Raw genomic sequence first — 26,746 nt, forward strand, 5'->3', positions numbered from 1 at the left:
CGCCACATGGTTTCCACTCGATATCGAGGCGGTGCGATGTTTCTCTTCAATCCCCGAGCCACACTTCCCGGCGCTGATCGTGACAACGCTGATCGTCACAACGCTGTGTGGGGGTGGTCGTGATGGATACCGACAAGAGGATCGACCCGCTCACCGGATCGCGAAGCCTGCCGGCAGGAGCGTTCCCCCTGTCAGCGGTGCAGCGCAGCATGTGGTTTGCGCAGCAACTTCACCCGACGGTCCCGTACTTCATCGCGCAGTACATCGAGTTCCACGGCGATTTGGACATGCAACTGCTCAGTCGCGCCGCGGTGGAGGCTGCCCACGAGTTCGAATCACCGTTTCTACGGTTGATGTACCCGGATGGGGAGCCCTGCCAGATCGTGGACTTCACGATCGACCCGGGCATCGACTACTTCGACTTCCGCGAGCGTGAGAACCCTCGGCAGGCTGCCTCGGAGTGGATGGACAACGATTACGCGACGACGCTCGATCTGACTCGCGATCGTCTCGTCGAGATGACAATTCTTCAAACTGGTGATCGGGATTACCTGTGGTACACCAGGATTCATCACGTCGCTCTCGACGGATACAGCGGTATGACGATCGTCAATCGGATTGCGGCGATCTACACCGCAGCCGTCGAAGGTCGAGAGCCTGCGGTGAACAAGGCGCTCGACGTCACGACGCTGTCCGAGCTCGACCAGAAGTACCGCGAATCGAGCCGATTCGAAGCCGACCGCGAGTACTGGGCCCAGCGTGTGTCGGGCGTCGAACACGGTTCGACGTTGGCCACCCGTGAGGGACCCCCGACTGCACGCAGTGAACTCGTCAGTGCCGCGATGTCGGCGAACAGCCTTGCTGCCTTGGACGAGTGGAATTCACGTTCCGGTGCAACTCCGGCCGCAGTGTTGATTTCGGCACTGGCGTGCTACCTGTCCCGCAGTACCGGCTACGACGACGTGCTGATCAACCTGCCGGTTTCCGCGAGGACGACGGCACCGCTGCAGCGGTCCGGCGGAATGCTGGTCAACGTCGCGCCGCTACACATCCACGTAAACCCGGACGAAAGTGTCGACGATCTGGTCGGGCGCGTGCAACTCGAACTTCTCGGTGCGCTTCGTCATCAGCGATGCAGCCTCGAGGACATCCGGCGTGATGCCGGTCTGACCGTCGGCGACGCGCGTCTGTCCGGCCCGATGATGAATGTGATGCTCTTCCGGCAGGAGATAACCCTCGGGCCACTGACCGGTGAGTATCACATCGTCACGTCGGGTCCGGTCGAGGATCTGCTGGTCAACGTGTACCAGAGCGGCGATCCGGCGCAGACGTTGATCGACTTTCGCGGAAACCCCAATCGCTACGGACACGACGAACTGGCCGAGCACCACCGGGCGTTCACCGAGTTGGTCGCAGAACTGACAGCAGCACCGGCCGGTACGCCGATGAACCGGATTCATCCGGCAAGTGCCGAGGCAGGGGCGCGCAGTGCACAGCGCAGGGAACTCGAGCGGTTCTGGGCGAGATACCTGGGGGACTCCGACGAGGGCTCCACACTGGACCTCGAGACACTGGGCCTCGAGCGAATCGACGCCGAATCGGAGCCCACCGGTACGAATCGGCTGAGCGTCCCACTCGATCCCGCGGTCGCCGAACTTGCGCGCACGGAAGGCGTCTCCCTCTTTGCCGTTGTCCATGCCGCATTTGCTTCGTTGCTGTCGAGATCGACCGAGCGCCGGGACGTGCTGATCGGAACGAGGACCGAGTGGGGAACCTTGCCCCTGCGCTGCGAGGTCGATCCGGCGGCGCCGTTCGACGAGTTCGTGAGTTCTCTTGCTCGAGAACGCGATACGTTGTCGATTCGATCGGCGGCAGGTGTCCCCGCACTGCCCGAGTTGCACGTCCACCTCAACGACGGCTCGCAGGAGACCACGATTGCCGGCCTCGACGTGGCGATCGACGTCCACGCAGATACCGGCGCCCTCGAGGTTGCGTACTCCACGCAGCACTACGCCGAATCCACGGTCCGAGCCTTCCTCTCGCGACTGGTGCGGATCCTTGCAGGCGCAGCAGCAGCCCCGCGAACGCCGGTCGGAGACCTCGATCTCCTCGACGACTTCGAGCGCGAGTCCCTGGTACCGGCGCGGGGAGCGACCGCGTCCTCCCCGTTGACCCTCCCCGATATTCTCCGCCGGGCCTCGGCTGTGAACCCCGATGCCCCAGCGCTCGTTTTCGGTGATCGTGAGGTGAGCTACCGGGATCTCGACGCCGAGTCGAACACACTCGCCCGTGAACTGATCAACAGGGGAGTCGGCCCCGGCACCTATGTCGCCCTTGCGCTGTCGAGGTCTCTCGAATCGGTGACCGCGACGTGGGCGGTGGCCAAGACCGGCGGTGCCTTCCTCCCGATCGATCCGCACTACCCCGAGGATCGTATTCGGCACATGCTCACCGATTCGGGAGCTGTAGTCGGAATCAGTGTGGGGGAGCACCACGGCGGGCTCGCCGATTCGGTGGATTGGCTGCTCCTCGACGAACTGGACACCTCGCACCATTCCGATGCACCGGTCGACGACGCCGAGCGGCGTACGCGCCTGAGCTACGACGATCCGGCATACCTCATCTACACGTCCGGCTCCACTGGTGTCCCCAAAGGCGTCGTGGTCAGTCACCGCGGGCTGAGCAGCTTCGCCGACGAAGAACGAGTCAGGTTCGGAGTCGAACCTGGAGACCGCACCCTGCATTTCTCGTCGCCGAGCTTCGACGCTTCGGTCCTCGAACTCCTCCTTGCCTTCGGGGGCGCGGCAACGATGGTGATCGCGCCGCCCACCGTGTACGGCGGCGACGAACTGGCACAGGTGATGCGTATCGGACGGGTCACCCACGCCTTCGTCACCCCGGCCGCGCTGGCAACAGTCGATCCCGCCGGCCTACCGGATCTACGAGTGGTCGTGACCGGCGGCGACGCATGCTCACCCGCGCTGGTGGATCAGTGGTCACACGGACGCTCGATGTTCAACGCGTACGGACCGACCGAAACCACCGTCGTCGCCACTCTGACCGGACCGCTGAGCAGCGATGTTCCCGTCACCATCGGGAAGCCGATGCGCGGAGCCGCAACCGTCCTCCTGGACTCGCGGCTTCAACCGGTGCCGATCGGTGTCGCCGGCGAGCTCTATGTGAGCGGTGTCGGTTTGGCGCGCGGGTACCACGCGCGTGCCACGATTACGGCCGAACGATTTGTTGCCGACCCCAACGGTGTTGCGGGAGAGCGCATGTACCGCACGGGTGACCTCGCGCGGTGGAACGGCGAGGGTGAGCTGGAGTACCTCGGCCGGAGCGACTTCCAGATCAAGATCCGCGGTTTCCGCGTCGAGCTCGGCGAGATCGACGACGTGCTGCGCCGCCACCCGAGCGTCGCACAGGCAGTCACCGCCGGAGTTGCGGGCCCGAGTGGGGAAACACTGTTGGCGGCGTACGTCACGGCGGCTGCGGGCACACACATCGACAACTCCGAGCTGGTCGCCCACGCGAGATCTTCGTTGGCAGCCCACATGGTTCCGGCGCGGATCGTCGTCCTCGACTCCATTCCGTTGACTCCGGCAGGAAAGATCGACAGGAAAGCGTTACCGGACATCGATTCTGTGGGCGGGTCGGCTGAATACCGTGCCCCTGAGACCTCGACCGAGAAGCGAATTTCGGCGGTGTTCTGCGATCTGCTCGGTATCACCCGGGCGGGAGCAGACGACAGTTTCTTCGACCTCGGCGGTGACTCGTTGATCGCGACCCGCGTCGTGTCGCGAGTCAACGGAGCTCTCGGAACGACGCTGAGCGTTCTCGACCTCTTCGAGGCGCCGACCGTCTCCGCTCTGGCAGCACGTGCCGACCTCGCGGACTCGCGGAACACACGTGCCCCGGCACTGACGCGTATCGATCGCCCTGACCGGATACCGGTATCTCTGGCGCAGCAACGAATGTGGCTGACCAATCAACTCGATCCGAGTTCGCCGGCGTACAACATTCCGATCGCGGTTTCGATGACCGGCGATCTCGACGTCGATGCACTGTTCACCGCGCTGCGGGACGTGATCGTTCGACACGAGATCTTGCGGACCGTTTTCCCCGAGAGTGCGCGTGGCCCCGTCCAGCACGTTCTCGGTGTGGACGAGATGTTCGATCATCTCGAGGTGGAAACGGTGCCTGCCGCAGCGACCTCGGCGCGGGCGAGTGAGCTCGCGCGAGAGGGATTCGACGTCAGCGAATCGGTGCCGATCCGCGCGACTCTGCTCGAGGTGAACGAACGCGAGCACACCTTGGTCCTCGTCGTGCACCACATTGCAGCAGACGGCCTGTCGATGGCGCCGCTGGCTCGTGACGTGATGGTGGCGTACGCCTCGCGGGCGAGCGGACGCGTGCCGGCGTGGCTGCCACTCGAAGTGCAGTACGGCGATTTCAGCGAGTGGCAACGCGGAGCGCTCGGTGAAGCGTCCGACCCGGATTCGATTCTTGCCGAGCAGTTGCGGTTCTGGTCGCACACGCTCACCGAACGCGGTGAGCTCGCGGAACTGCCGATGGATCATCCGCGCCCTGCGGGTGTCTCGCTCCGCGGTGACGATCTCGATTTCCGGATCGACTCCGCGACGTACCGCCGGGTCGGCGAGATCGCGGCGCGCAGCGACGTCAGCGTGTTCATGGTGATCCACGCCGCGCTGGCCGTCCTGCTCAGCCGAGAATCCGGAGCGAACGACATCACGATCGGCACTCCGGTGGCCGGGCGGAGCGAGCGCGCTCTCGACGACGTCGTCGGAATGTTCGTCAACACGGTGGTGCTGAGGACGGTTCTCGAGGGGGGACTCACCTTCGGTGAAATTCTCACCCGCGTCCGCGACGTCGACGTGGCGGCCTTGCAGCACACCGAAGTGCCGTACGACGTACTCGTCGAATCCCTCGCAGACAACCAGGCGCCGCTGTTCCAGGTGATGCTGGTGATGCAGGGCGCCGCTCCCACCGAGGTCACTTTGCCCGAGCTCGAGGTCACGGTCGACGAACTGTCGACGGGCGCGGCAAAGTTCGACCTTCAGGTCATTCTCACCGACCGCGGCGACCATCTCGACGGCCAGTTGAACTACGCCAGCCAGCTTTTCGACTCGGACACCATGTCCGGCCTCGCTGATCGCTTCACGATGCTCCTCGACGCGGTAGCTGCCTACCCGGAATCCGTCGTCGGCGACGTCGATCTCACAGCTCCGGGCGAGGCGGAACTGGTCCTCGAGCGTTGGAATGCCACCGAACACGCCGTACCGATCACCACCCTCTCGGAATTGGTGGCGGAGCAGGCAGCCCGGACACCCGAGGGGGCCGCGCTGGTCTACGGCGAGCGGACACTGACCTATGCGGAGTTCGACGCGAGGGTCGGTGAACTTGCCAGAACCCTCATCGCCCGCGGGGTCGGCCCGGACATGCGCGTCGCGGTGTCGATTCGACGGTCACCGGAACTACTCGTCGCGGTCCACGCCGTGATCCGTGCCGGTGCGGCATACGTCCCGGTGGATCCCGATCATCCCGCCGAGCGCATCGCGTACGTCTTCGACATCGCGGAACCGATCTGCGTGCTGAGCCGGCCCCAGGACCACGGCGCTCTTCCCGCGCGAGTCCCGATCGTGGACGTCGATCTCGATCGTCAGGTGTCCACGACGGCGCCGATCACCGACGCTGATCGGCTCGGACCCCTCCGCCCGGACAATGCTGCTTACGTGATCTTCACGTCCGGATCGACGGGTCGACCGAAAGGTGTTGCAGTATCACACCGTTCGATCGTCAATCGCCTGCTGTGGATGCAGGACACGTACCCCCTTCACGCGTCGGACGTGGTGCTGCACAAGACCCCGGTGACCTTCGACGTCTCGGTGTGGGAACTGTTCTGGCCCCTGCAGACCGGCGCGCAGTTGGTGATCGCGGAACCGGACGGGCACCGTGATCCCGGGTACCTGTCGGCGTTGATTGCCGACAGAGGCGTCACGACGGCGCACTTCGTTCCGTCGATGCTCGCGGAATTCGTCGCTGCCGCGACTGCCGGGCAGTGTGCAAGCCTGCGTCAGGTGTTCTGCAGCGGTGAAGCCCTCGCGCCTACCACTGCGGAGGCGTTCACCCGTCTGAGTTCTGCGGGACTGTTCAACCTGTACGGACCCACGGAGGCTGCCGTCGACGTCAGCGCCGCCGAATTCACCCCCGACATGACCGTCACCGTTCCCATCGGTGCGCCCGTGTGGAACACCCAGCTCTATGTCCTCGACGGGCGGCTGCATCCGGTTCCGGTCGGCGTTCACGGCGAGCTGTACCTGGCGGGAGTGCAACTGGCGCGTGGATACCTCGGGCGCAGCGATCTCACCGCCGACAGGTTCGTGGCCGATCCGTACGGCCCTTCGGGCACCCGGATGTACCGAACCGGTGATGTCGTCCGGTGGCGCGCCGACGGGTTGCTCGACTATGTCGGTCGACGCGATTTCCAGGTCAAGATCCGCGGCCAGCGCATCGAACTCGCCGAGGTCGAAGCAGCGTTGCTCAGGCTGCCCGGTGTCGCGCAAGCTGCTGCTCTCGTCCATCACGACGACGTGGTCGGTGACAGTTTGGTCGGCTACGTCATCGCCGACACCGGCACTTCGATCGACACGGACGGCCTACGCACCGAGTTGAGAGGTCTCCTTCCGGCCTACATGGTTCCCGCTGTGGTCATCGCCCTCGACGTGTTCCCTCTCGGTTCGACCGGCAAGCTTGATCGGAAGGCTCTGCCCGCGCCCAGCTTCGACAGCTCGCAGACGTATCTGGCGCCGCGAACACCGCTCGAAGCGCAGTTGGCGGCGATCTTCGAGGAGCTTCTGGAATCCGGGGCAGTCGGTGTTCACGACAACTTCTTCGAGATCGGCGGAAACAGCCTCGTCGCTGCACGCGCTGTGGCGCGCGTGAACGATTCGCTGTCGTTGAACTTGTCGATCAGAGAGTTGTTCGACGCGCCGACCGTTGCGCAGTTGGCGGTCGAGTGCGCGACGGCACGAGGGGGACCGGCAGTCCTTCCGCTCGAGGCGTTGCCGCGGCCACAGACGATCCCGCTGTCGCTGGCACAAAAGCGCATGTGGTTCGTCAATCAATTCGACGTCACGTCCGCGGCGTACAACGTCGCCATAGCGATCAGGCTGAGAGGCCGGTTGGACGTTGCCGTGTTGGAGGGCGCGATCACCGACGTGCTTACTCGCCACGAATCGCTGCGCACGCTGTTTCCCATGATCGAGGGAGTGCCGGCGCAGGTGATCGTCGAACCCGGTGAAGCGTTGGGCGCGCTGCCGGTTGTCGCCGCAAACGCCGAAGCGGTACTCGGGGAGATCGAACGTCTCACCTCGAGGGGCTTCGACGTCACGCAGGCTCCACCGATCAGGGCGGAACTGATCGAGGTCGACGAAGAAGATCACGTCCTGACCGTGGTCGTCCATCACATCTGCGCCGACGGATTCTCGATGGCACCGTTGGCGTTCGACGTGATGAGCGCGTACTCGGCAAGGCATCGAGGTGAGGCGCCCGACTGGTCTCCTCTTCCGGTCCAGTACGCGGACTTCGCCATCTGGCAGGAAAGGGCTCTCGGTCGGATCGACGAAGCGGACAGCACTCTTGCAGGTCAGCTCGAGTACTGGACACGTCAACTGGCGAGTGTTCCCGAACTTCTTGCGCTCCCCGCAGATCGACCGCGTCCGCGTGTGCAGGATCTCTCGGGCGGCGTCGTTCGATTCGACATCGATGCCGGCATCCACCGCCGTCTGAGCGAAACCGCGATCGAACACCGAAGCAGTATGTTCATGGCGGTACACGCCGCATACGCAGTGCTCGTGGCGAGATTGTCCGGCATGGAAGACATCACGATCGGCTCACCGATCGCCGGGCGCGGAAATGCCCTGCTGGATCCGATGGTCGGTATGTTCGTCGGCACGTTGGTCCTGCGCGCCGACGTCGACCCCGCCGCCTCGTTCACCGATCTGTTGGCCAGAGTTCGCAGCACCGACCTCGACGCCTTCGCTCACGCAGACGTCCCCTTCGAGCGCGTCGTCGATGCGCTGGCTCCGGAGCGGTCGACGTCGCATTCACCGTTGTTCCAGGTGATGCTGGAGTTCAAGAACACCACTCGGCCAGCAGTTCGTCTGACGGATTTGGACGTCGAGGTCCTCGAACTCGAATCCGCCGTCTCGAATTTCGATCTGCAACTCACGCTTGCCGAGACCTTCGACGACGACGGCCGGCCGGCGGGAATCGAGGCCGGGTTCACCTACGCGAGCGCCCTGTTCGACGAGTCGACCGTCGAAGGTTTCGCTCGATACCTGGTTCGGATTCTCGGTGCTGTCACCGAGTCACCGCACACGCCGGTCGGCGACATCGATCTCGTGAGTGATCTCGACACGATTCGCGCCGTCGCACCGGAACTTCCCGAGCAGGTTCACTTCTCGACGTTGCTCGAGCGGAAGTACGTCGACGAACCGCAGAGGACTGCACTGATTTTCGGCGACCGCCATCTGACCTACTCCGATCTGGACCGCCGCGCCAACCGGCTTGCACGACTGTTGATCAGCCGCGGGGTCGGTCCGGAATCCGTTGTCGCCCTGGCATTACCACGCTCACTGGAATCCGTGGTCGCGATCTGGGCGGTTGCCCGGTCCGGCGCTGCATTCGTACCCGTCGACCCGGCGTATCCCGTCGACCGCGTGCACCACATGATCAACGACTCGGGAGCGGGCGTCGTTCTCACCACCGCCGAGCATGTGGGTGTCGTCCCCGACGAGGCAGACGCCGTTCTGCTCGATCAGGCAAAGACACTCGCAACCCTCGAACAGATCGGTGATCAGCGGATAGGTGCCTCGGAGCTGCTGGCTGCGGTGTCCCTGGACAACCCGGCCTATGTCATCTACACCTCCGGTTCCACTGGCGTCCCCAAAGGCGTCATGGTCACTCACCGTGGGCTTTCGGCACTTGCCGAGCAGGAACGCAGTCGCTTCCGCGTCGAGTCGACCTCGCGCACGCTGCATTTCAGCTCACCGAGCTTCGACGCCTCGATTCTCGAACTCCTGATGGCTGTTGGTGCCGGGGCCACGATGGTCATCGCCCCACCGAGCATCATCGGCGGAACCGAACTGACGAGTCTGATCGCCGACCAGCACGTCACGCACGCCTTCATCACACCAGCCGCACTGGCCACGGTCGATCCGAGCGGACTGAACGAGCTGGTGTGCATCGGAACCGGCGGCGACGTCTGCCCACCCGACCTCGTCGCCGCCTGGGTCAGCGATCACCGGATCATGATCAATGCCTACGGACCAACCGAATCGACGGTCGTCGCCAGCATCACCGAGCCGATGTCCCCGACCGATCGAGTCACGATCGGTCGCCCGTCGACCGGCATCACCGCGTGGGTCCTCGACAATCGCCTGCACCGCGTCCCGGTCGGAGTGACGGGAGAGCTGTACGTCAGCGGCGACGGACTCGCCCGCGGTTACCGAAACCGCGCCGGCACGACCGCCGAACGATTCGTGCCCAATCCCGCGGGCAGTGCGGGCACACGGATGTACCGAACCGGCGACCTCGCCAGGTGGAACAAGAACGGCGAACTCGAGTACCAGGGTCGAGGCGATTTCCAGGTCAAGATTCGCGGATTCCGCATCGAACTCGGCGAGATCGAGGCAGTTCTGGCTCGCTATCCCGGCGTTGCACATTCCGTGGTGACCACGCTCGAACGTGACGGAGGCGCCGCACGGATCGTCGGATACGTCGTGCCTGCCAACGACGCTCAGACTGTGGATCCCGAGGCCGTCATCGCGTTCGCGGGCTCGGCTCTGGCCCCGTACATGGTTCCTGCGGTCGTGGTCGTTCTCGACGAACTGCCGATGACTGCCAACGGAAAGCTCGACCGCCGAGCCCTGCCGGTTCCCGACTTGCGAGCAACCCAGGCACGCTCGCGGGCCGCCGAATCCGATACCGAACGCACGCTGGCCGCCTTGTTCGTCGATGTCCTCGGTGTCGAATCGGTGGGCGTCGACGACTCGTTCTTCTCGATGGGCGGCGATTCGATCATGTCGATTCAGCTCGTCGCCCGTGCCCGCGATGCCGGGCTCGTCTTCACCCCGCGTGACGTCTTCGAGGTGAAATCGGTCGCCGGTCTTGCGGTTTTGCTGGCATCGACCAAGGACGACGAACCCGAGGTGCTCGAGGAACTTCCCGGAGACGGCGTGGGCCTCGTGCCGTTGATGCCGGTGGCTCAGTGGTGGCTCGACCGGCTCGGCTCCGATCTCCGAGGTCTCGATTCGTTCTCCCAAGCGACTCTTCTCAACGCGCCGCACGGGCTTCACAGTGTGGAGCAGTTGACCGCGGCTCTTCAAGTTGTTCTCGATCGTCACGACATCCTTCGCGCACGCCTCGAGCTCGACGGCGAGCGCAGGCTTGTTGTCGGCGAGCCGGGATCTGTTGCAGCCGAGAATATTTGCCGGGTGATCGAGGTAGAGGCCGAGCCGGGCACCGCGGTGTTCGACGCGGCGATCGTCGACGCACTGGGCGGTGCGCGTCGAGAACTCGACCCCGGCCGGGGCGTGATGGTGCGGGTCGTCTGGTTGTCCGGCGTGCGCAACACCGGCCGGCTGCTCCTGGTGATCCACCACCTCGCCGTCGACGGTGTCTCCTGGCGCGTCCTCGTGCCGGAACTTGCGTCGGCTTTCCACCGCATCGATGCAGGCGAGGAACCGGAGCCGTCGTACTCGGGCACGTCGGTTCGTCGTTGGTCGCATGCGCTCCGCGACATCGCGCCCGATCGAAGAGTCGAATTGCCCCGGTGGCGTTCGATACTCGAAGGTGCCGACCCGCTGATCGGAACCCGGCCGCTGGACCCGCGGCTCGACACGTTCGATTCGGTCGGCCGAGTTGTCGCCGACGTACCCGTCGAACTGTCCGACACAGTCCTGACCACGCTTCCGGCGCTTTTCGGTGGATCAGTCAACGACGGTCTCGTTGCTGCTCTCGCACTGGCACTGACGCAGTGGAGGCAGGCACAGGGCATACGAACCGACAACGTACTCATCTCGATGGAGGGCCACGGACGCGAAGCTCACGTGGTGCCCGGTGCGGACGTCCTGCACACGGTCGGCTGGTTCACCAGCGTCTTCCCGATGCGGATCGACCTCGCCGGCATCGAGATCGCGGAAGTGATGAGCAGCGCCCCAGAGGCAGCGGTGGTGCTCAAGCGTGTCAAGGAAGAACTCTTGGGTGTTCCGGACAGCGGGATCGGCTACGGAGTTCTGCGTTACCTCGACGAGGTGGGTCGAGCGGAACTCGAAGACCTCCGCCAACCGCAGATCTCGTTCAACTATCTGGGCCGTTTCTCCGGCACCGAAGCAGGAGAGTCACTGGGGGACTGGGCACTGGCCCGGGACGTCGATCTGGAAGCGGCAGCGCGGTCCGAGATGCCAGTGGGTTCGGTCCTGGACGTCAACGTCGTCACCACCGAGATCTCGGGCGCACCGCACATCGGTGCCACTATCGCCTATCCCACCGGCGTACTGGCAGAGCGCGATGCTCGCGCCATCGCCGACCTCTGGGTGCAGGCGTTGCGCGCGCTGGCCACCTATGCCGAACACAGCGAACGCGGGGGACTCACCCCGTCGGACATCGACCTGATCGACCTCGACCAGGATTCCATCGACCACCTCGAGCGCGAGTTCCCGACACTGACCGACGTCTGGTCCCTCTCACCACTGCAATCCGGACTGCTCTTCCACGCCCGCTACGCCGAACACACTGTGGACGCGTACACCGTCCAACTCGCACTCGAACTCGACGGCGTCGACGCGTCCCGGTTGCACCGTGCCGCACAGGCACTGCTCGACAGACACGAGAACCTACGCGCGGCGTTCACGACCGACACCGGTGGACGATCGGTGCAGGTGATCAACGCAGACGTTGACGTGCCGTGGACCGAGATCGACATCTCTCCGTTGGCCCCCACCGAACAAGCGACCGAGATACGCGAGCTTCTCCATGCGGATCGGGTCCGCGGCTTCGACATGGCCACTCCGCCCCTGCTGCGGTTCCTGCTTCTGCGAACCGGTGACGACGCGTATCGGTTGATCCTGACCAACCACCACATCCTCCTCGACGGATGGTCGATGCCGCTGCTGGTCCGCGACCTACTGACGCTCTACGCGACAGACAGTGATCACAGTGCCATCCCACGCGTACACCCCTACCGGGACTATCTGAGCTGGATCAGCACTCGCGACGACAGCGTGTCGATCGAGGCCTGGGGCGACGCACTCCGCGGACTCGACGACCCGACGCTGCTCACCGGAACTCACGCCGTCGACGAGGACGGCGCTACCTCACGCTCGACGACCACAGCGCTCGGAGAACGTGAGACGGAACTTCTGCGTGGATTCGTCCGCTCCCGTGGCCTGACGACAGCCTCCTTGATCCAGGTGGCCTGGGGAATCGTGCTCGCCGAACTCCTCGGCCGCGACGACGTCGTCTTCGGTGGAACCGTCTCCGGCCGACCACCCCAGGTGTCCGGCGTCGAGTCGATGGTGGGTTTGTTCATCAACACCGTCCCCGTCCGAGTTCGCCTCGATCCAAGAGAGTCCCTGGCGGCGCTGTGCGTTCGCGTCCAAGCGGAACAGGCGCGGTTGTCCGATCACCATCATGTCGGGCTTTCGCACATCACTTCGGCTGTGGGGTCCGCTGCATCGTTCGACACGCTGACTGTGTTCGAGTCGTATCCCGTCGACCGCGGTGGACTCTCCTCCGGCACCGACATAGCCGGAATGCACGTTCTCGACGTCCACGACGCCGAGGATGCCGCGCACTATCCACTCGCGATCGTCGCCTCTGCGGCAGACGGGCGACTGCGGCTCAAATTCGAGTATTTCCCGGGAGTCCTGGGCGATCACGACATCGACGCGATCGCCGACCGGCTGCTCCGCACCCTCGAGCTGATCACCGCGCAACCGGATCTCCCGCTGGCGAAACTGCGCCTGATGCCGGATTCGCAAGTGCAGCAATTGGTTCCCGCGCGCGGCCGGCAGGGCCGCTCGGTCAGGACACTCGATCGCATCTTTTCGGACACCGCGAGCAGATTCCCCGAACGGGTCGCACTGTCCTGTGGTGAGAGAAAGATGACCTATCGAGAGCTGGACGAGGCGTCGAACCAGTGGGCGCGCGTGCTCATCTCGGAAGGCGCCGGCCCGGACTCACGGGTGGCGATCTGTGTGGAACGCTCCTTCGAATCCGTCGCAGCGGTCTGGGCGATCACCAAGACCGGCGCCGCCTTCGTGCCGATCGATCCTCGCTACCCGAGTGACCGGATCTCGTTCATGCTCGAGGACTCGGCATCCTCGCTCGGATTGACCACGGCTGCCCACAGACCCGGCGACGGCGGTGTGACGAAGTGGCTCGAACTCGACGACCCGACGAGCATCGCTCGGCTCTCCGGAGTATCCGCGGCGCCGCTACGCGAGGACGAGCGTCGAGGAACCCCGCGGTTGGAGAACACTGCCTACCTCATCTACACCTCGGGCTCGACCGGCCGACCCAAGGGCGTCGTCGTCACGCACACCGGTCTCGAGAACTTCGCCGACGAACAGCGTCATCGCTACGGTCTCACCGAGAATTCACGCGCACTGCATTTCGCCTCTCCGAGCTTCGACGCCTCCGTTCTCGAGTACCTGCTCGCCTTCGCCGTCGGCGGTGAACTGGTCGTAGCTCCCACCACCGTCTACGGAGGAACCGAACTGGCCGACGTTCTCCGCGAGGGACATGTCACCCACGCGTTCATCACGCCTGCAGCGCTGACGTCGGTGGATCCCGAGGGAATCGACGAACTGACCACCATCACGGTGGGCGGCGAGGCGCCCTCGGCGGACCTGGTGCGCACCTGGGCGCCGGGAAGATCGTTCGTCAACGTCTACGGACCCACCGAAACCACCATCTCCTGCAACCTCAGCGACCCCATCCCGGCCGGCGAGAAGGTCTATCTCGGACCGCCGAACCGCGGATTCAGCGAGGTCGTCCTCGATCGCAGACTTCAACCGGTGTCCGTCGGAGTTCCCGGCGAACTGTATGTCGCCGGAGTCGGACTCGCGCGCGGCTATCACGGGCGCTCACCACTGACGAGCGAACGATTTGTCGCCAACCCGTACGGCGAGCCGGGGGAGCGGATGTACCGCACGGGCGACGTGGTGCGCTGGCGCAGCGACCGCACCATCGAGTACCTCGGACGCAGCGACTTCCAGGTCAAGATCCGCGGCTTCCGTATCGAACTCGGCGAGGTCGACACGGCGTTGGGTCAGCTGCCCGGCGTGGAGTACGCGGTCACGTTGGCGGTGCGCGGACCCTCCGACGAGCAGGCCTTGGCGGCATATGTCGTCTGCGACGACGAACGCCGGGTGAGCGCCGAGGACATCCGGGCGGCGGCACGGGATCTACTGCCGGCACACATGGTGCCCGCAAGCGTCGTCGTGCTCGACGAACTACCGCTGACGGGCGTCGGCAAGGTCGATCGGGCTGCTCTTCCGGCGCCTCGTTTCGACACCGATGCCGAGACACTCACTGCACCGGCCACCGAGTTGGAACGGCTGGTGGTGGGCGTTTTCGAGGACGTGCTCGGAGTGTCTCCGATCGGTATCGACACTCACTTCTTCGACGTCGGCGGAAACTCACTGACCGCGACCCGCGTCATCGCCCGCGTCAACGCACTTCTCGGCACCGACATCGGCGTTCGAGGACTGTTCGAGTCTCCGACAGTTCGGCAGCTCTCGCGTCTGGCGGAGAGCGTCGGCCGCGGAGAGAACCCCAGACCACCGTTGACTCGGCGATCCCGCCCGGACCCACTGCCCGTGTCACTGGCACAGAAGCGGATGTGGTTCCTCAACCAGTTCGACGTGACGTCCCCCGCCTACAACGTTCCCCTGGCAGTGCGCCTCGACGGCGATCTGGACTTCGCCGCATTGCAGGCCGCGGTAGCGGACGTACTGGGGCGCCACGAGAGCTTGCGGACGAAGTTCCCCTCGATCGACGGACAGCCGGTTCAGCAGGTGATGTCCAGCGACGAGGTCATGCCGATCCTGGAACCGGAAATCGTCACTGCTGCCAGAGTGTCCGATCGAATCCTCGAGCTGGCCTCGGCAGGCTTCGACGCCTCGGCCGAAGTTCCGATTCGCTGCGCGGTCCTGCGCGTCGACGGGGACGAGCGCAGGCACGTACTCGTGATCGTCGTCCACCACATCGTCGCCGACGGGTTCTCGATGAACCCCCTCGCAGCGGACGTGGCAGCGGCTTACGCGGCCCGCAGTGCCGGCAGTGCGCCGAACTGGTCGGAACTGGCCGTGCAGTACGGCGACTTCGCTGTGTGGCAGCACGAAGTGCTCGGCTCCGAGGAAGATCCGGACTCGGCTCTGACCCGTCAGCTCGATTACTGGAAGGACCGACTCGCGGGACTGGGCGAGCCGATCGCGTTGCCGACGTCGTTCCCACGTCCGGCAAAGCCGTCCATGGTCGGCTCGGTCCACCGGTTCGCGGTATCGCCGCAGACCCATCGGGCGCTGACCGACCTGGCACGTGAGCACGGCACCACCATGTTCATGCTCATGCACGCAGCACTGGCGGTACTTGCGGCGCGCCTGGCCGGTACCGAGGACATCGCCATCGGAACACCCGTCGCCGGCCGCGGCGAGGCCGAACTCGATCACCTGGTCGGTATGTTCGTCAACACTCTCGTGCTGCGAACACAGATCACGCCCGACGCGTCGTTCGAGGACGTCCTCGCCCAGGTTCGCGAAGGCGACCTCGGCGCGTTCCAGCACACCGATTTGCCCTTCGAAAGGTTGGTCGACGCACTCGACCCGGAACGCTCGACTTCGCACACTCCGTTGTTCCAGATCCTCATCGAGTTCCGCAACAATGCACTCCCACAACTCGAATTGCCGGGGCTGTCGGTCTCGGGAGTCGAGTTCGACCTACCCGTCGCCAAGTTCGATCTGCAACTCTCGGTCACCGAGCGTTACGACGCGGATGGCGGAACGGATGGAATCGACGCCGAATTCATCTACGCCACAGACCTGTTCGACGGTGACTTGATCGATTCGTTCTCACGCAGACTGCTCACCATCCTCGAGGCGGTCTCGCGAGAGCCGTCGACTCCTACCGGTGACATCGACGTCGTGGGCGCCGACGAGCGTCGACAGATGCTGACCGAGTGGAACACTCACGCCGAACCGGCTCCAGCGGACAACATCGCGGACCGATTCTTCGAGGCTGTTGCAGCACATCCGTCGTCGACCGCGGTCAACGACAGCGACGGCGCCATGACGTACGCCGAACTGGACGGGCGCGCTAACCGCCTGGCGCGGCTCCTGATCGGCCGCGGTATCGGTCCGGAATCCGTGGTGGCTGTTGCGATGCCCAGAACCACCGATCTCGTGCTCGCCCTCGTCGCCGTCATCAAAACCGGAGCGGCATACCTGCCGGTCGACATCACCTACCCGGCCGAGCGCATGCGGTTCCTCTTCGACGACGCGCGGCCGGTATGCCTGGTCACGACCGGAGACTTCCGAAGCGACATACCTTCGGAGATCATCGAATCCGGCATAGACGTCGTCGAACTCGGATCGCCGGAGATCGCGGTACGCCTCGATCACTCCGCGCCCCATCGCATCACCGACGCGGACCGGACGACACCACTTCTGCCCGACGCGATCGCGTACATCATCTACACGTCCGGATCCACAGGGCGCCCCAAAGGTGTCCAGGTCAGCCACCGAAACGTCCTGACTCTGATGGACAACACCGCCCCGACGTTCGGGTTCGACGACACGGACGTGTGGACGATGTTCCACTCGTACGCATTCGACTTCTCCGTCTGGGAGTTGTGGGGGCCGCTGCTACACGGCGGCCGACTGGTCGTCGTCGACTACTACACGACCAGATCACCGGACATGTTCCACGAACTGCTCCGCCGTGAGCGAGTGACGGTCCTGAACCAAACGCCCACCGCCTTCTACCAACTCGCCGAAGCCGACCGTGCGTACTCACCGAACGGCACCGGTCCCGACCTTGCACTGCGTTACGTCGTCTTCGGTGGCGAAGCGCTCGACCTCGGGCAGTTGCGCAAGTGGTACGACAGGCGGGCCGACACGGCTCCGACGTTGGTCAACATGTACGGGATCACCGAGACGACAGTGCACGTCAGTCGAATCGCACTCGACCGCAACGACAGCGAGCACGCGTCGGCGAGCATCATCGGGCGAGCAGTACCGGGATTGTCCGTCTACGTACTCGATCGGCGACTGAACTTGGTACCACCAGGTGTCGTCGGCGAAATGTACGTCGCCGGTGATCAGGTGACTCGGGGATACCTCGGGAAACCCGCATTGACTTCGGTGCGGTTCCTTCCCGATCCATTCGGTAGTTCGGGGGATCGAATGTATCGGAGCGGGGACCTGGCGAGGTGGAACGACGCGGGGCAGTTGGAGTACGTGGGCCGCAGTGATTTCCAGGTGAAGGTGCGTGGTTTCCGCATCGAACTCGGAGAGATCGAAGCCGCAATGCTCCGCTGCCCCGGCGTCGCGGCCTCGGTAGCACTTGTTCGGACAGAGGGAGCGTCACCGCGGATCGTCGGGTACGTGGTCGCCGAAACAGACAGTACCGTCGATTCAGCGACGGTGACCGACTTCGTCGCCGCCGAACTCGCGGAGTACATGGTGCCCACCGCGATCGTCGTCCTCGAATCGCTTCCACTGACGGTCAACGGAAAGCTCGACCGACGCAGCCTCCCGGCTCCGGACTTCACCGTCACGGGAACAACCGAGGCGACGCGGGCGCCGGCCACCGCTACCGAAGCGGTCCTCGCGGACCTCTTCGCGGAGGTGCTGGGTCGGGGCAGTATCGGAGTAGACGATTCCTTCTTCGGTCTCGGCGGCGATTCGATCATGTCGATCCAACTCGTCTCACGGGCGAAGTCCGCAGGCCTCGTCTTCACTCCGCGGGACGTCTTCGAAGCGAAGACCGTGGCCGGCCTCACCAAAGTGCTCCTCATCGAATCATCGGAAACGGCACCGGTTCTCACGGAGCTACCCGGCGGGGGAGCCGGCCCGCTACCGCTCACGCCGATCATGGAGTGGCTCGTCGAACGCAGTCGCGGTGACCTGAGCACGATCCGCAGTTACAGCCAGAGCGCGCTGATCGCACTGCCCGCGGATGTCTCCGGCCCCGCGCTGGAACGAGCATTGCAAACGATCCTCGATCGTCACGACGTGCTGCGGGCGCGCCTGGACGCCGCGACTCACCAACTCGAGATCCGCGAGCCAGGCAGCATCACCGCCCCCGACATCCTGCGCCGAACCTCCATCGTGTCCACCAGCGGCGAAGAATTCGTCGCCGCTGCGGAAACCGCGATGCAGGACGCATCCAGCCGCCTCGATCCCGAGCACGGGAAGATGATCAGCGCAGTCTGGTTGGATCCCGTCAGCTCGAACGGCAACCGGGCCGAAGCCGGACGGTTGCTCCTGGTCCTTCATCACCTCGCGGTCGACGGTGTGTCCTGGCGCATGCTCGTACCGGGCCTGGTCACTGCTTATGCCTCGGCGTTCGACGGAGAAACACCCATACTTCCGCCGGGCGGAACGTCGATACGTCGCTGGGCGACAGCGCTCGCCGAGACCGCTGCGCTGCGACGCGACGAGATCGACCTGTGGTCGAGAATGCGGACCGACGAGCCATTGCTCGGGGCACGCGGGCTCGACCCAGCCGTCGATGTCGGAGCCACCGTCGACCGAGTCAGCGTCGACGTTCCGACCTCCGTGACCGAGAACGTCATCTCGACGGTGCCTCAGCATTTCGGAGGCTCGGTGAACGACGGGCTGCTCGCTGCTCTCGCGATTGCCGTTACCGCCTGGCGTCGATCGCGCGGACAGCGCAGCGGGGACGTGCTCGTCAACCTCGAAGGGCACGGCCGGGAGGAGAACGCCGTACCGGGCGCCGACCTCTCGCGCACGGTCGGCTGGTTCACCACCTTGTTCCCCGTCCGGATCGATCTCACCGGACTCGATGTCGTCGATGCACTGGCCGGGGGATCAACCGCCGGCTCCGCCGTGAAACTCGTCAAGGAAACGCTGCTCGGCCTGCCCGACAACGGAATCGGGTTCGGCATCCTGAAGTACCTCGATCGAAACGAGGAACTTCGTGAGCTGCCCACGCCGCAGATCTCGTTCAACTACCTCGGACGATTTGCCGGCTCGGATCCCGAGCACGGCGAAGTGCCGTGGCTGCCGATCTCGGAAGTGACCCTCGACGAAGCGCACAGCGGCGAATTGGCCGCCGCGTCGGTGCTCGACATCAACGCCGTCACGACCGATACCGCACACGGTCCGATTCTGCGCGCTACGTGGTCCTTCCCCCGCGGCATTCTCAGCGAGGCCGAAGTCACCGAACTGGCGGAGCTCTGGGCCCGTGCACTGGGCGCACTGAGTGAATACGTGGAGGAACACTCCGAGCGCGAGCTCACGCCCACCGATCTCGATCTCGTCACCGCGGATCAACAGAGCATCGAACAGCTCGAGCGCAGGTTCCCCGACCTGACCGACATCTGGTCACTGTCACCTCTGCAGTCGGGCATGCTCTTCCACGCCCAGTTCGACGAAACCGAAATCGACCCGTACATGGTGCAACTGACCCTCGAGCTCGGGGGTCGGGTGGAGGCGCCGCGCCTGCGCCGCGCCGCGCAGGCCTTGGTTGATCGTCATCCGAGCCTGCGCGCGGGATTTGTCTCCGCACCGGGAGGGCGGGCACTGCAGGTGATCCGTTCCGGTGTCGACATCGGCTGGGCCGAGATCGACCTGTCCGGGGCCGAAGACAGTGAAGTCGCGTTCGGTCAGCTGCTCGAACGCGATCGCGCTCATCGTTTCTACATGGAAACAGCCCCGTTGATCCGCTTCATGCTCGTGCGAATCGGACCGGACACAGCACGCCTCGTCGTGACGAACCACCACATCCTGCTCGACGGCTGGTCCACCCCGCTGTTGCTTCGAGACCTGCTCACTCTCTACGCAACCGACGGTGACCCCGAGATTCTGCCCCGAGTTCAGTCGTATCGCGACTATCTCTCCTGGATCTCGAAGCAAGAACCCGAGACTTCGCTACGGGCGTGGCAAGAAGCGCTACGGGGCGTCGACACGTCCACCCACCTCTCGAGGGCAGACACCGCCGCCGAAACCGTGGCAAGTGAAATCCACTCGTACTCGCTTCCGACCGAACGAGCCGAGACTCTTCGGGCGTTCGCGCGAAGCCGCGGTCTGACCATGGCGACCCTGGTACAGGTGGCATGGGGAATCGTGCTCGCCGAACTTCTCGGACGCGACGACGTCGTCTTCGGCGGAACGGTCTCAGGACGCCCACCACAGGTGCCCGGCGTGGAATCGATAGTCGGCCTGTTCATCAACACGGTGCCTGTCCGAGTCCGCCTCGACGCCCGAGAAACCCTCGCCGAACTGGCCATTCGCGTCCAATCCGAGCAAGCGTCATTGCTCGACCACCACCACATCGGACTGTCGGACATCGCCGGAGCAGTCGGCGCCGCCGGTTCCTTCGACACCCTGACGGTATTCGAGTCGTATCCCGTCGACGAGACAGCCCTGACCGCCGAAACCGACATCGCGGGAATGCACGTTCTCGGCATCGACGGACGCGACTCGGCGCACTATCCGATTGCCGTGGTGGCGTCCGAAAGTGACACGCTGAATCTGAAGATGGAGTACTTGCCGACGCACTTCTCCGCCCGCGAAGTCGCCAAGATCACCGAGCGCGTGGGCATCGTCCTCGGGCAACTCGCCTCGGCACCGGATCAGCCGCTGGCCCGTCTGCAGGTTCTCACGGAGTTCGAGAGCCGTGATCTTGCGCCGGTCTTCGGCTCCCCGGGGCGCTCCGCGCGAACGCTCCCAGAGATTCTCGCCGACGTCTCTGCCACCTATCCCGACCGCATCGCGCTCTCGGCCGGCAGCCGTTCCATGACCTACGCCGAACTGGACCGGCGCTCGAACCAGTTGGCCAGAGCCATGATTCGCCGCGGCGCCGGGCCCGAGACGTCGGTTGCCATCGGCATCGAAAGGTCCGTCGAATCCGTACTCGCGGTGTGGGCGGTGGCCAAGACCGGCGCAGCGTTCGTCCCCGTCGACCCCACCTATCCGGCTGACCGAATCGAACACATGCTCAGCGACTCCGAGGTGCTGTTCGGGTTGACCGTCGTCGACGCCATCGACACACTTCCACCCATCGTGTCCTGGTTGGTGCTCGGAGAAGAGGCATTCGACGACGACGTCGCCACCAGTTGCACGCTGCCGATCACCCAGGACGAACGGCGTGCACCGGTGGTCATGGACAACGCCGCCTACGTGGTCTACACCTCGGGATCCACCGGCCGACCCAAGGGAGTTGTCGTCACCCACACCGGACTCGACAGCTTCGCACTCGACCAGCAGCGTCGATTCCACGCAGATCACCACTCTCGAACCCTGCACTTCGCCACCCCCAGCTTCGACGGAGCCGTCTTCGAGTACCTGCAGGCATTCGGTGTCGGAGCCACCATGGTGATCGTCCCGACCGACATCTACGGCGGCGCCGAACTGGCAAGTCTCATCCGCCGCGAACACGTCACTCACGCGTTCGTCACCACGGCAGCGCTCGCCACCGTCGACCCGGCCGGCCTGGACGAGTTCCGGCACGTCGTCGTCGGGGGAGAGACACTACCGCCGCATCTCGTCGGCCTCTGGGCTCCCGGACGAGAATTCGTCAACGCCTACGGCCCGACCGAGACAACCGTCATGGCAGACATCAGCGAACCCATGACAGTGGGCGCACCCATCACGATCGGTGGACCGATCCGCGGCGTGCACGAGATGATCCTCGATTCGCGCCTGCAACCCGTACCCGTCGGAGCTCCCGGTGAGCTGTACATCGCCGGCATCGGCCTGGCTCGCGGATACCACCGGCGTCCCGGCCTGACCAGCGAGCGATTTGTCGCCGACCCCTTCGGCAAGCCAGGCGACCGGATGTACCGCACGGGCGACATCGTCTCCTGGCGAAGCGATCACACCATCGAATACGTCGGGCGCAGCGACTTCCAGGTCAAGATTCGCGGATTCCGCATCGAGCTCGGCGAGGTCGACGCCCAGATCACCGCAATGGCGAGTGTCACGAATTGCGTGACACTCGGCGTCGACGGACCGGCCGGCGCCACAGTTCTCGCGTCCTACCTCACCGTCGAGGAAGGATCGACGCTGACCGGGGCAGAGATCACCGCGCACCTCGCCGGACGTGTTCCCTCGCACATGGTTCCGGCCAGCATCATGATCGTCGACGAGCTACCGCGCACCGCGGTCGGCAAGCTCGATCGAAAAGCGTTGCCGACGCCGGAGTTCACCGGAACCGGTGTGGAATTCCGGGCGCCCGGCACCAGCCTCGAACGTCGGATCGCCGATGCGTTCATCGACGTACTCGGCGTCGAACGGGTCGGCGTCGACGACAATTTCTTCGAGCTCGGCGGCAACTCGCTGATCGCCACTCGCGTGGTCTCGCGGCTCAACTCCGCACTGAACATCGACGTCGGGGTGCGCGTGCTGTTCGAGGCACCGACGACGGCTCAGCTCGCCGAACGGCTCTCCAGCGCTGTCACTGCCGTCGGCGCTGTGCCGCTCACTCCCATGGAGCGCAGTGGCAGCGTCCCGCTCTCGTTGGCGCAGAAGCGCATGTGGTTCCTGAACCAATTCGACACACGCTCAGCCGCGTACAACATCCCACTAGCTGTTCGCCTTACCGGTGACCTCGACGTCACGGCCATGCAACAGGCCATCGCCGACGTCGTCGAGCGGCACGAAACACTGCGGACGGTGTTCCCCGCCGTCGGCGGCGATCCGATTCAGCAAGTGCTCACCGTCGACGAGGCAGTACCGCCGGTCCGTGAAATGACGTTGGGGGAGGACGAGCTCGCGGAGCGCATGCAACGACTCGCCACGACCGGCTTCGACGTGTCGGTGGACCTGCCGCTGCGCGTGGCACTGTTCCGACTCGACACCGCTGAACCCGTTCACATTCTGTTTGTCGTGGTCCATCACATCTGCGCCGACGGATCGTCGATGGCGCCGCTCGCACGCGACGTGATGACGGCCTACCTGGCGCGTACGGCAGGGACCGAGCCCACGTGGGCGCCACTCGAGGTGCAGTACGCAGACTTCACGTTGTGGCAGCATCGCGTCCTCGGATCGGAAGACGACCCGGAATCCGTCATCAGTCGCCAATTGCACTACTGGAGTGAGCAACTCGCCGGACTCGACGACGTCATCGCACTGCCCGCCGACCACCCGCGACCCGTGCAACAGACCTTCCACGGTGACCGATTCACCTTCGACATCGACGCGAACACCCACCGCGCCCTCGCGGACCTCACCAGGGCAAACGGTGTCACGATGTTCATGGCGCTGCACGGCGCGCTCGCAGTGCTGATGTCCAAGTTGTCGGGCGCCGACGAAGTCACCATCGGCACACCGATCGCCGGCCGAGGTCAGGCAGCGCTCGACCATCTCGTCGGAATGTTCGTCAACACACTGGTCCTGCGAACCAGCGTCGATCCCGACATCACGTTTGCCGACCTGTTGGAGCACGTCCGGGAAATCGACCTGGCCGCATTCCAGAACTCGGACCTGCCATTCGAACGGCTCGTCGACGTCATCAACCCAACCAGATCCACGTCGTACTCACCGTTGTTCCAGGTCGCCCTCGAACTTCAGAACAACGAACCCGCACATTTCCACCTACCCGGCCTCGACATCGACGGACTGACCGTGGAAACCAAATTCGCGAAGGAGGACCTGGAGCTGATCGTCGACGAGAAGTTCGACGAGTTCGGCATCCCGGCTGGGATGTCCGCAGCCTTCGACTTCGCAACCGATCTCTTCGAACCCGCCACCATTCGTCGGTTTGCCGACCGACTGCGCCTGATCCTGGACGCTGTCGGACGCGAACCCGCAACACGTATCGCCGACATCGGCATCCTCGGCGCCGACGAAACAGCTGCCCTGGTGCCGGCATCCGGTGCCGCCGCGACTCGAGCGCGGGTGTGGCCGGAGATCCTCGCCGAAGCAGTCGCCTCGAACCCGGATGCCCCAGCCCTCTCGAGTCGCGAGAGGTCGATGACCTACCGCGAGCTCGACGAGGAATCGACGAAGCTGGCGCGCGCGCTGTGTCGGCGCGGCGTCGGTCCCGAAGATTTTGTGGCGCTGGGTCTGCCGCGGTCCACCGCGGAGATCGTCGCGATCTGGGCGGTCACGAAAACCGGTGCAGCATTCTTGCCGGTCGACCCGAACTATCCCGACGATCGCATCAACCACATGCTCGACGATTCGCGGGCCGTACTCGGCATCACCGACGACGCTCACCGCAGTCAACTTCCCGACACGGTCGAGTGGATGGTCCTCGATGAAGCCGAGACCGTCGACGAGATCGACGCCCAGAGCGCAGCCGCGATCACCGATCGCGACCGCACGATCCCCTTGCATCACGGGCATCCCGCGTACCTGATCTACACCTCGGGTTCAACCGGGAAGCCGAAGGGCGTCATCGTCACCCACCTCGGGTTGTCAAACCTCAATGCCGAGGAACATCAGAGATTCAACGTCCAGCCCTATTCGCGGATCTCTCACCTGGCATCACCGAGCTTCGACGCCTCGGTCTTCGAACTCATGATGGCGTTCGGCAGCGGAGCGTGCCTGGTCGTCATCCCACCGACGGTCTTCGGCGGATCCGAGTTGGCCGAAATCTTTGCCGACGAACACGTCTCACACGCGTTCATCACTCCGACCGCGCTCAGCTCGATCGAAAGCTCCGCGCTACCCGAACTCCGCGTACTCGCAGTCGGTGGCGAAGCCTGCCCACCCGAACTTGTGGACATCTGGGGCCGCGACCGTCGCATGTTCAACGGATACGGACCCACCGAATCCACCATCCAGGCCAGCGTCAGTGAACCCATGCGGCCGGGCAAGGACATCAACATCGGACGACCGGCCATCGGCTTCGCCGGACTGGTCCTCGACGGGCACCTCAAGCCCGTGCCGGTGGGAGTCATCGGGGAGCTGTACGTGACCGGCCCCGGACTCGCCCGCGGATACCACAATCGTCCCGACCTTACCGCCGACCGATTTGTCGCCGATCCGTTCGGCGAACCAGGCCAGCGGATGTACCGCACGGGCGACCTGGTGCGCTGGCGCTCCGACAGCACCCTCGAATACCTGGGCCGCAGCGACTTCCAGATCAAGGTCCGCGGATTCCGCATCGAGCTCGGCGAAATCGACTCTGTCCTGATGGCACACCCATCCGTCTACTTCGCCGCCACACTCGGGCACGAAGCGCCGTCGGGGGAGACGATGATCGCCTCCTACATCCAGCCCGTGGAAGGACAGACCGTCGACGACTGGGAGCTTCGCCGCCATCTGTCTTCTCGCCTGCCCGCGCACATGGTTCCCGGCGCGATCGTCGTCGTCGACCGCATTCCGGTGACACCGGTCGGCAAGCTGGACCGCAAGGCACTGCCGACCCCGAGCTTCGAGCGACGCACGGTCCCGTACGCACCGCCGACAAACAACACCGAACGAACGGTCGTCGACATCTTCGAGACCGTGCTCGGGCACGAGCACATCGGCGTCGACGACGACTTCTTCGAACTGGGCGGAACGTCGATCGTGGCCACTCGCATCACCATCGAACTCGAGAAGCGTCTCGGGATGCGAGTGCCGTTGCAATCGCTTTTCCTGGATCCGACACCTGCCGGAGTCGCCCGGGCTGCCGACGGAATGGACGCACACTCGCCGGACGATTCGTCGGATCTTCTCGCCCCGATGATCACGCTGCGCGCCGGATCCGATCGTGCACCACTGTTCTTCGTCCATCCGGGTATCGGATTGTCCTGGGGTTACGCAGAATTCGTCAAGCATCTCGAGCTGGATCAACCCGTCTACGGTCTTCAGCTACCGTCCCTGAGCGGCGGGCCCAGCTTCGACTCGCTGACCGAACTCGCCGACGACTACGCGAATCGCATTGCAGCCGTGGCATCGACCGGCCCGATCCATCTGGCCGGCTGGTCGCTCGGCGGCGTGATCGCACACGCCGTGGCACACAGCCTCACTCGGAGCGGACGTGACGTGACTCTGTCGATACTCGACAGCTATCCGTCGTCGGATTCCGATCAGCCCGCAGAACTCTCGGTCTCCGAACTACTGGCCGGGCTCGCGATGCCGGCGGGATCCAAGACGGTCGAGACCTTCGAAGAAGCGGCGGAATTGCTGGAGCAAACCCTGGGTGCCGGAATCGGAATCGAAGCGGAGCATCTGGCGCGGATCAGTCGCGGTTACTCCCACTCCGTCGAATTGACGAATCGGCACCAACCGCCTGTCCACGTTGGAGCCGTCGAGTTCTTCGTAGCCGGAAGATCTACGGAGAACGGACACGATGTCGCCGAATGGCGAAGGTTTGTAGAAGGGGACATCCGAGTCACCGAAGTCGATTGCGAACACAACCAGATGATCGAACCGGGTCCGGCGGCAACCATAGCTGTACGATTGCGAGAAGTTATCGCTCAGTGGGGTGTCTGAATCAGGTTCGACATGGGTATGAGTGAAAAACACAGGGTGATGGACCC

1 protein-coding gene is annotated in these 26,746 nt (G+C 64.5%); it reads left to right on the forward strand.

Annotation, left to right across the window (positions count from 1 at the left end; all coding sequences use genetic code 11):
• Nucleotides 1-122 precede the first annotated feature (122 nt).
• Entirely contained in the window at nt 123-26,699 is a 26,577-nt protein-coding gene (locus ABH939_RS15690; protein ID WP_404649787.1) for a non-ribosomal peptide synthase/polyketide synthase, read from the forward strand.
• Nucleotides 26,700-26,746 lie beyond the last annotated feature (47 nt).

It is taken from the genome of Rhodococcus sp. 27YEA6 (genome assembly GCF_044908235.1).
In the GTDB taxonomy this organism is placed as follows: Bacteria; Actinomycetota; Actinomycetes; order Mycobacteriales; family Mycobacteriaceae; genus Rhodococcus_F; species Rhodococcus_F qingshengii.